This window comes from Metallosphaera yellowstonensis MK1 (genome assembly GCF_000243315.1).
GTDB classification, from domain to species: domain Archaea; phylum Thermoproteota; class Thermoprotei_A; order Sulfolobales; family Sulfolobaceae; genus Metallosphaera; species Metallosphaera yellowstonensis.
In genome coordinates this window covers 35,896-45,343 of record NZ_JH597761.1, presented here as the reverse complement: position 1 = coordinate 45,343, position 9,448 = coordinate 35,896, and the positions used below count along the sequence as shown (strand labels likewise).

Here is a 9,448-nt window from a genome sequence, read left to right as displayed (position 1 = left end):
ACTTAAATCAATAGGACCGCTTATTAATAATATAGATTTATTTTCAAGGAGGTGATTTTGGGTCTACCGAGCGGGGAGGAGGCCTGTCGGGTGGGAGATTGAGGAGCTCCAAGGGACGTCAAGGCCCTGGGACTCCTCATACTGGAGGAGGGAGAGGCTTAAGGGTTACCTCACGATCTTCACCGTGACCAACGTCGTCAGGGAGTTGATAGGGAGCTTAACCTGAGGAGCGTGGAGGCGTTCCTCATGTTCTCGAACGTCATTTAGGCTGACCACCTGGGCTGATGAAAATCTTTAAGCTACGTTAAAGTCCCATAACTGCTGTCGGAGAAATGGAGGTATTTAGCCAGGTCACAGAGCCAAGACCTATCGTAGATTCAAACAGTTCTCTCAAGGGAATCTCCAGGGTGGGGAACCGGCCAAGGGGTATGATGAGAGGAGTCCATGAAATCTCGTGAAACCCTATGAAAGTCCTAAACCTAGAATATCAACCTCTCTGGGTGTGAGTACACATTTAACCTACCCTTTCTGGAGAAACCCACTAAGGTAACTCCGGTCTCTTGACTCAACTTCACCGCTGAGCTAGAGGGAGCTGATATGGCACTGATCAGGGGGAAGCCTATGACTGAGGCCTTCTGCACTATCTCGAATCCAACTCTACCGCTAACCTGTAGTATGAGACCTCTACCGTCTCCTCCAGACTTCACCAGTTTCCCCACTAACTTGTCCACTGCGTTATGTCTACCCACGTCCTCGTACAGGTCTAACAACTCTCCCGTCACAGAGAAGGCGGCAGCGGCGTGAAGTCCTCCGGTCTCTGAGAAGAGCCTTTGCCTGCTGATCAGTAGGGAGGGGAGCTTCAGGAGGGTCTCCACGCCAACTCTGAACTCACTCCCCACGGTGGATGGGAGTACTATCCTGGGATCACCACAGATTCCGCAGGAGGACAGGAGCGGGAGTTCCCTCCTAAGGACGACATCACCGCGTATGTGGAGGGTCACCTCCCCCTCTCCTACACTTACCTCCCTCAGGTTGTCCAGGGATCTTATCAAGCCGTTGGTGTAGGCGAAACCCAAGGCCAGATACTCGTCATCTCCTGGCGTCCTCATGACGTAGATACTCTTACTGGAGTTATCCCCCACGATGTTGATTAGGAGAGGTTCCTCAAGGGCGACCTCATCCTCTTCCTCTGAGACCTTGCCCTCCCAGAACTTGACAACCCTCACCCTTTGACTCATCTCATGTTCCTCCCTAGTTCCCTCATGAACGCCAGGAAGAGGGACAATCCACTAAGAACTTCCGGGTCCTTAAGTAGGTTCAGTAGTTCCGTGAGCGAGTTCGCGGTCCTGACCTCCCCTGGGTCGACGGAGGATAACGCGTTGAGGAGCAGAGTGAAGTTCTCCACGAGGTTACGGTTGTTTTCGATCCACATGGTGAGCCTCGAGAGCAACTCCTCCCTCCCCTCCACTAGGCCCAGTAGGGCCTTGAGCAGCCCGGAGCTCTCCAGCTCCTTGAGGAGCTTAAAGATGTCCTCCAGTGCCTCCTGGCTCAATCCGTCAACCTGTTGTAATCCTTTCTCCTCCACTTCAGTTCCACCTCCACTCCTTTCCTTGGATTCCTGGTCCAGTTCCTGGGGTTTCCCTTAGGGAGAACTGGAGGACAACCTACGCACTCCTCCAGTTTCTCCACCCTGACCGGTACCTCCTTATATGCTGGAGTCTTACTGGTCGGATCCCTAATGTCCTCAGTAACCAGGTTCACCGCGGAGTCTCCCTGACCGTGTATGGATAGGAAGACCCTGTTACCTGAGACCCTCCCGGTGATCAGTATCCTAGTCCTCAATCTACCCACCGGGGACTCCACTAGGACTACGTCGCCTTCCCTCCAACCCCTCTCTTTGGCCAGCTGAGGAGAGACCTCCAAGAAGGTCTCCGGTACCTTACGTTTCAAGGGAGTCCTCCCGGTCTGATTGGTCCAGTGAAAATGCTCCAGGAGCCTCCCGTTGACCAAGTACAGGTCGTACTTTTCTCCTGTGCTCCTGGGCTCTATCAATGTAGTTGGATAGAACCTGGCCCTCCCGTCAGGGAACGGGAACCTGTCCCTATACAGGTACGGGGAGTCCTGGCCGTCCTCGGTAACGGGCCACTGTAGGCTGCCGAAGTTCTCCAACCTCTGGTACGTCACTCCTGCGTGAATGGGGGATAGCCTGGATATCTCCCTCATGACTTCCTCGGGACCGGAGTAGTCCCAGTTAAACCCCATCAGCTTAGCCAACTCCTGAAGGATCTCCATGTCGGTCTTACAACCAGGAAGCGGATCCAGGACGCGATAGAGCCTCTGAATCCTCCTCTCGGTGTTGGTGAACGTTCCCTCCTTCTCCAGGGAGGAACAGGCAGGTAGGATCACGTGGGCTAACTTGGCGGTCTCGGTCAAGAAGAGGTCCTGAACCACCAGAAACTCAAGCTTGGACAGGGCCTCCCTCACCCTTCCCTGGTCAGCGTCAGCCATGACTTTGTCCTCTCCTATAATGTACATGGCCTTTAGCTCTCCAGTTAACGTCTTGTCCACCATTTCGGTACTGGTCAAACCGGGTTTTCTGGGCAGTTTGATCCCCCAGGCCTCCTCAAACTTCTTTATTACTTCAGGGTCATTCAGGGACTGGTACCCGGGGAGGAAGTTTGGGAGTCCACCTACATCTCCTGCCCCCTGTACGTTGGCGTGACCCCTCAGAGGGAAGGCTCCGCAACAGGGCCTCCCGTAATTTCCCGTGAGGAGCAGGAGGTTGGATATGGCGGTGGACGTCTCACTCCCATCCTGGTGCTGCGTCACTCCCATAGCCCAAGCCACAGCCACGTTCCTTGACTCGTGGATCATCTCGGCGAGGGTAATGATCTTCTCCTTGGGGATACCGGTCACCTCCTCCACATACTGGAGGTTGTAAGGCTCCAGGCTCTTGACGTACTCCTGGAAGTTCTCCGTCCTCTCCTCCACGAACTTCCTGTCCTCCCACCCCCTCTCGAGGATGTACCTAGCTACCCCGTTTATCAGGACCAGGTCAGTCCCCACCCTCGGGGTCAGGAAGAGGTCTGCCCTCTCGGCCATCTCGTGCATCCGGACGTCTACGACCACCAACCTGAGATTTCCGTGCTTCTTGGCCCTCTTTATCCTACTGGCTATCACAGGATGGGCCTCCGCGGTGTTGGTACCTATGAGTATCAGCAGGTCAGCACACTCCATGTCGTGGATGGATCCCGAGTCGGCCCCGTAACCAACAGTCCTGAGAAGGCCCGTCGTAGCTGGGGACTGACAGTATCTGGCACAGTTGTCCACGTTGTTTGTACCGATCACCTGTCTAGCGAACTTCTGGGTCAAGTAAACCTCCTCGTTGGTGGAGGTGCAGGAGGCGATTACGCCCACGGAGTCAGGTCCGTACTTATCCCTTATCTCCCTAAGCTTCCTGGCCACTAAATCCAGGGCCTCCTCCCAACTGGCCTCCCTGAACTCATGACCTTGTCTGATCAGAGGTTTCGTAAGTCTCTCGTTACTATTGACGAAGGAGTAGCCGAACTTACCCTTCACACAGGTCCCCAAACCATTAACCGGGGACTCGGGTCTGGGTTCCACCTTAAGGACTTCCCTTCCCCTGACCCAGACCTCAAAGGAACAACCTGTCCCACAGAAGGTACAAACGGTCTTTCCCCTCTTGATGAGTCCCCTCCTGGAGATCGAGTCAAGCTCGCTGAGCAAGAGCAGGGGTGAAAAGTTCCTCTCAGTGCTCTTCATGACGCCGATCAGTCTCTTCTTGGTCACAGGGTTCATCCCGGTCAGGAGACCTGCTCTTCCCAGCATGGTCTTCTCCATTAGGGCGTTAACCGGGCAGACAGTAACGCAGGTGCCACAGGAGACGCAGGACGACTGGTCAACGTTCTCCCCGTTCCAGACCACCCTCGGCGGATCCAGTTCCCAACCCATCCTTATCACCTCGTTGACCACCAGGTTTTGGCAGGCCTCAACGCACCTACCACAGAGGATGCATTGGGAGGGATCGTAGACGTAAAAGGGGTTGGAGTCGTCAACGGGGTAGGGTTTCTCCCTGAACTCCTGACGTGAGACACCGGACTTGACCACCACATCGTGGAGCTCACACTCCACGTTGTTGTCGCAGAGGGTACAGTATAGATTGTGGTTATTCAACAACCTGGACAGGGCCTCCTTCCACTTGGGAGCTTGGGAGACCGTCATACCGTCCCTCACTTGGGTCTCGCAGGCTCTCACCACCTTACCGTCGACCTCGACTAGGCACAGATCACAGGTTCTCAGCGGTCTCATTCCCCTCACGTAGCAGAGGTGTGGGATATACGTCCCGTCTCTCAAGAGAGCCTCTAGTAGGAGTTCTCCCTCTCCTGCCACTATCTTCCTCCCTTGGTATTTAAAAACTACCATGACGGAAGTTACATCACTCAAAATAAAAAAGACTTCTTATATATCATGATAAAGTGAAAATAACCTGACAGTTATTCACAGCAGTTATTAGACAGCAGTTATGGGAATCTTAGGTAGGTAATAGGGCAGCAGTTATCAGATTTTACCTTGATTACAGGGCGCTAACTAAGGAAAAATCCCACAACTGCGGTAATAGGGACTGCCTCACGTTACCGAATTGGGGATCGATGTTATAAGGTTCACTCACCTTTCAGAAGTTTCACTCTTGTCCCCTCTACCCTAACCTTCTTGTCCTTCATGGGCCCCCTGGCATAGGCCGCATATTCCTCTCCCAGGACACTCCGTATCTCCTCCAAGGTGCTCTCTCCTCCATTCTCTTTAAGGAAATTTATCACCTCCTGCTCTAACTTCTCCGGCAAGAGTTCCTCCGTTTCGTCCTCGCTCTCGACCTGCTTTATCCTCTTGTACTGCTCGTACGAGAGTTCGTCCAACTTTGCGAATATCCTAACGTGTCTCCTGTAGGCCTCTATTATCCTGTAGGCTATGTCCAGAGCCTCCTGGTCTGAGAGCCTTATCATCTTATCCCCAGAATCATCCCCTATCCTTATGAAGAAACCCCCGTCTATGACCGAGCCCTCCTTTATCACAGGGGGTGAATCGCCTACCCTTATCCAAACTGTAGTGCCGTCGTCCCTCTTGTGCACCTTCCTGACTATCACGGCCAACTAAATCACCTCCTCCCTCCAGAACCCCTTAACGTTGGGCTAAACCTAGCTGATGTCAAAGGATCCGTGAACTCGTGTCCAGGAATCTCCCGTGACCTCTCGCCGTTGTAATCCTCCATCAGCCTGTTGGATACTATCATTGGATATTTAATTTGGGAGCGAATTAAAAAGGTTTTCCTGGAATCTGGCGTCGAGGACATGGATAACCTGTGGGTGGTCGCTGAACTCTTCAGTGAGTTACCCTGCTTATCCGTGGGAGCACTTGTTCCCTGGCCTGATGTAGTCGTGAAGAATAGACGGAGGGCTGAACTCCTAACATCTGCAGAACATCCAGGCCTTAATGTGCGAGACGATTGTCGTCCACCGTGGCCCTGGAGGAGCTTGAGGGCTTAGGATAGTTCGTCGATTCACCGAAATCCCATGGGGCCGGAAACCCGTTAGTAGTTGCGTGCCTTTCCCTTGACCAACGTCCCCTCATCCAGGGGAGTCTAATAACTGCTAACCCATAACCGACTACCATTTAATCCTACACTCTACTCTAAGTGTAAGTTGACCTTCATAGTTTCGATCCACCTATCAGTGACTCCCAGGAGAGATGTCGTCCTGCCTCCTATGACGTCCAAGGTGGTCAAGAGCTTTCTGACCGTGAAGAACCTGAACCTGGACTGGGAAGACATCAACAGGAGACCCTACCAGATAACGCCCCTAATCTTGAACGGGAACTACATGTACGCGAGGAAAGGCGAACCTGGAACCCCTTTAACTCTCAGGGGTGGCGTCACGGCACACTGCAGGGTGAGTTTCGCCACCAAGGAGGTGAGGCCTGAGTTCTTCACCGAAATGGACGGGATCCTGGAGACGCCTTACGGTGAGTTCCAATTCGGTACATACAAATTTGAAGTAGTAGAGTTAGATAAATTGAGACTGACGCACCACAGGGTACTGATGAAATTTCGAACTACAACCCTGTTAACTAACCTGTACATGCTCCCACCCATGCTCAAGGGGAAGTTCAGGGAGGTGAATCGGCTCGTCCCACAACCCTCCCTCCTCATATCCTCCTTGGTGTCCATATGGAACTCAGTGGCGGAACCCAAGGAGATGATCCTGCTGAAGGAGAGGGAAACCACGCCCTACTACCTGGGTAGAATAGCTGACCTCATCATGATGGAGACGGGGTACAACGTGAGACCTGAGACCGCCTTGATAGGTAAATCAGACCAGGGTAAGATGAGGGAAGCCAGGGGATTCACCGGTTGGGTTAAATACGAGATCTTGGGGTCTCCAAGGACTAGGGAAAGGATTGGGAGGCTCCTTGCACTGGCCAATCACCTCGGGGTGGGGAGGTCCAGAGGTTTAGGTTTTGGGGTAGTCGAGGTCAAGGAGTTGCAGGGTGGGGAGACCTGACGAGGGTGTGTTTAAGCGTGGCGTAACTTATCCTTAATCCATGCTTTTAAATATGCCGCGTGCATCCCTTCAACGGAAGGGGTAGGACGAGAAGTCTGGAACGTGAGGGATGTAAGTTCAGGAGAGTGAAGGTTATATTTCACGTGGAGAATGCATTTTGCAGAAATGGCCCGTGGGCTTCGAGCCCTCGAAGGGTGGGCCTAGAGCCCTTCGCAAAGACTAGCCGGGTCCTCGGGACGAGACCTGACGAGCGGAAAAGATCCCTGAGCTGGAGATTGTTACCGACATGCCCTAAGGATCTCATCGGGCTACCGGAGGAGTCCGAAGTCCACGGGGCTTTGCACCTAAGAAGGCGTTTCTCCATCCGCTTATAACCTTATCCTCATAATATCTCCACGTGTCCAGGACTTCTCGCTCAATTTCCCGATGGAGGAGCTTCAGGGAGCCCAGGGGGAGGGACTTCAAGTTCTTGGAAGTTGACGTCAGGGGTGCACTGGACTAGCTGTTCCCATAGTCCTTCAGGGACGAAACGGTAGTGCCTTAACCCCCATCATTGTAAGCGAAGTACAATAGGAAATGGAACACAAGTCTGGTGTATAATACGTTAAATTAAAACACTTAAATTAACGCCTGATTTATAGAGGGGGTCATTTGGGTTTCCTTCTCGAATTGTATTGTTCTATCCTTGATGAGTCGAACCCACCTCGTCCCCTCACCGTAAACTGATGGGGCTTTACATCCATTTGTTCTGTCATAATGAAGCGAATAAGCACTGAGACTATAACATTCCCGCGTGAGTTTTAAACATTTTTAATTACTTTTAAATCCAATACGACATGAGTTATGTTCATGCGGTGTTACCAAGGAATTTCCTTTTGATGATCTCCCAAGTTATGAGGGGCACCGCTCACGAGGACGGGAGAAGTTGGATGGGTATTGAAGTTTCCCTCCACTAACCCCAATGATCTGGGGGGTGACCGTGTATGAGCCCTTAGGAGGGGTGCCCGTGGTGCAATTAGAAGTATTAAAGAAGGTAAGTTGCACCACGGGTAAACACTTGAAAGGCCCCTCATTTAACTCAATTTCTATCCTAATTCTAATTAATAAACTCCTCGAAGGTGCCATTCTCCAGGTTTAAGGCCATCCTTCGGATCTGAGGGACTGTAGGGAAGGACTCCAGTCCACCCTTGATCTGGAACAATTGTTCCAGGAACGGGATAAGAACTCCTCCCTTGGTCCCTAAACCTTCCTTAGCCTCCCTGAGTACTCTCAAGTACTCCTCCTGATCCCTAAACGGAGGGATCATGTTGATCACGAAGAAACCTGGAAACCCGACCTTGTCTGGAGAACTCTCGACCACCCTAACGTAGTTCATGGTGTCATTTATGCAAAACCTGGACGAATCGGAGACGAATATCCTAGTGATTTGGGAGCTTGGATAGACTGCCCTGAAAACTTCCAGCTCATGTCTCACAACATCATCTGATGGAGTCACTAAAGGTAGGTTATCCACAACGGCGAAATGGTAACTCCTCTTTCCCAAGATCTCCCTGTATGTGACCTCTAACTCAGCCCTAAGAGCGGGGTCGGCCTGGATTACTGCCATATCGCTCTTGAACCTCATGCCGTCTCCGAAGAGCTTCAACACGGTCAAGGTACCTCTGCCCATCCTGATCTCTCTCAAAGGTAAAGGGCCTCGCCCCTCTACTGCCTTCGCTAGTAGACCATACTCCCTAATACCTGCGAGGAAAGAGGCGAAGCCCAGGATGTCCCTGTCTATAAACAGAACCTCCCTCCCGTTCAGTGCCAACTCTCTCGCCAAGCCCAAAGCGATGGTAGACTTCCCAACTCCCCCTTTGGCACCATGGATGGATATTCTGAACATATCTTCTTCTTTTTTTGTACACTTAGTTTTTCTCTAAAAAACTTTCGGTTCATCATGACAGTATTTTCCAGGAAGCCGACATCGGAACCTTCACTGATATTTCATAATCTATATCATTGATCAATGTTAACTTAACGCTCCTCACGAGAGTATTTTGGGCGATTCGGGTTTCCTTCTCGAATTACGTTGTCTACGCTTGATCGGGCCAAATCACCTTATCCCTCACCTTAAACTGACTAGGCTTTACATTTATTCTTTCAGACGTTCATTAAATAAGGCAAATTAGCACCAGAGACTATAGCACTTTCACGTAACTTTTAAATACTTCTAGTTACTTTTAATTACTGTGGAGAGGTATCTAACACCCAGTGAGGTTGCTGAAATATTCGGCGTGAGTAGGAGTGGTGTCATTAAGTAAGGGAGGGGAAGATGAAGGTTGTTGAGGTTAACGGTAGGTGGAGAATACCTTACAGCGAAATTGATTGTTGTCTGGCGGTGGAAGGGTTAAACGAGTAGCGACCTACGCTCGAGTTTCATCAACGCGAAAGGAGGAATTGGAGAGGCAGTTGGACGCGTTGAGAGAACGGGTTAGGAAAACTTTCGGTGAAGTGAGTGTGATAGAAAAAGGATATAGGTTCCGGATTGAAAGAGGATAGAGAAGGGTTAAAGAAGTTAATAGAGTTAGCCAAGAGGAGGCAAATTGACGCAGTTGTAGCTCATAAGGACAGGCTAACACGTTTCGGCTTCGAATACCTCGTAGAGTTATTCAAAGCTTACGGAGTAAACGTTGTGGCTTTCCAAGATGATAAGGATTACACGCAGGAGTTGATGGAGGACTTTGTAGAGATCGTCAAGTCATTTGCCTCTAGAATTTACGGCCAAGAGTGTGAGAAGGTGGTAAAATGTGTTGAAAACCTTAAAAAGGACGGTTAAACTAGAGGGCGACTTCTTGAACGAGTGGAAGTACCGCGTTCTTAAGGAGGTTGAG

General features: G+C 51.2%; 7 protein-coding genes and 2 pseudogenes. 3 read left to right on the top strand and 6 right to left on the bottom strand.

Annotated elements, in window-relative coordinates; genetic code table 11:
- Window positions 1-91: 91 nt before the first annotated feature.
- Window positions 92-272, top strand: a pseudogene (locus tag METMK1DRAFT_RS19800) (hypothetical protein); the annotation flags it as partial.
- A gap of 207 nt (window positions 273-479) precedes the next feature.
- Here the strand turns inward: METMK1DRAFT_RS19800 and fdhD are convergent.
- From fdhD to METMK1DRAFT_RS19370, 5 genes are all read right to left on the bottom strand, one after another.
- A complete protein-coding gene (fdhD, locus tag METMK1DRAFT_RS00995; protein WP_009069805.1) occupies window positions 480-1,238 on the bottom strand; it encodes a formate dehydrogenase accessory sulfurtransferase FdhD in 759 nt (252 codons plus the stop codon).
- Entirely contained in the window at window positions 1,235-1,585 is a 351-nt protein-coding gene (locus tag METMK1DRAFT_RS00990) for a DUF1641 domain-containing protein (RefSeq protein WP_009069803.1), read from the bottom strand. The genes fdhD and METMK1DRAFT_RS00990 overlap by 4 nt, the downstream gene beginning before the upstream one ends.
- A complete protein-coding gene (fdhF, locus tag METMK1DRAFT_RS00985) occupies window positions 1,549-4,443 on the bottom strand; it encodes a formate dehydrogenase subunit alpha (protein ID WP_009069801.1) in 2,895 nt (964 codons plus the stop codon). Before fdhF ends, METMK1DRAFT_RS00990 begins: the two co-directional genes overlap by 37 nt.
- 239 nt (window positions 4,444-4,682) lie before the next feature.
- Entirely contained in the window at window positions 4,683-5,168 is a 486-nt protein-coding gene (locus METMK1DRAFT_RS00980) for a hypothetical protein (protein ID WP_009069799.1), read from the bottom strand.
- A 5-nt stretch (window positions 5,169-5,173) separates the two neighbouring features.
- Complete coding sequence (locus tag METMK1DRAFT_RS19370) at window positions 5,174-5,308, bottom strand: hypothetical protein (RefSeq protein WP_009069797.1); 135 nt, start codon at window positions 5,306-5,308, stop codon at window positions 5,174-5,176.
- A gap of 409 nt (window positions 5,309-5,717) precedes the next feature.
- On the opposite strand from METMK1DRAFT_RS19370, the gene cas6 reads away from it, so the two are divergent.
- Window positions 5,718-6,575 (top strand): CRISPR system precrRNA processing endoribonuclease RAMP protein Cas6, encoded by an 858-nt coding sequence (gene cas6 / locus METMK1DRAFT_RS00975; protein WP_009069793.1) that lies wholly within the window; start codon window positions 5,718-5,720, stop codon window positions 6,573-6,575.
- Between the two features lie 1,096 nt (window positions 6,576-7,671).
- Here cas6 and METMK1DRAFT_RS00970 read toward each other — a convergent pair.
- Complete coding sequence (locus METMK1DRAFT_RS00970; protein ID WP_009069789.1) at window positions 7,672-8,460, bottom strand: ParA family protein; 789 nt, start codon at window positions 8,458-8,460, stop codon at window positions 7,672-7,674.
- 346 nt (window positions 8,461-8,806) lie between these two features.
- Between METMK1DRAFT_RS00970 and METMK1DRAFT_RS00965 the strand changes: the two are divergent.
- Window positions 8,807-9,393 (top strand): annotated as a pseudogene (locus METMK1DRAFT_RS00965) (IS607 family transposase).
- Window positions 9,394-9,448: the final 55 nt, after the last annotated feature.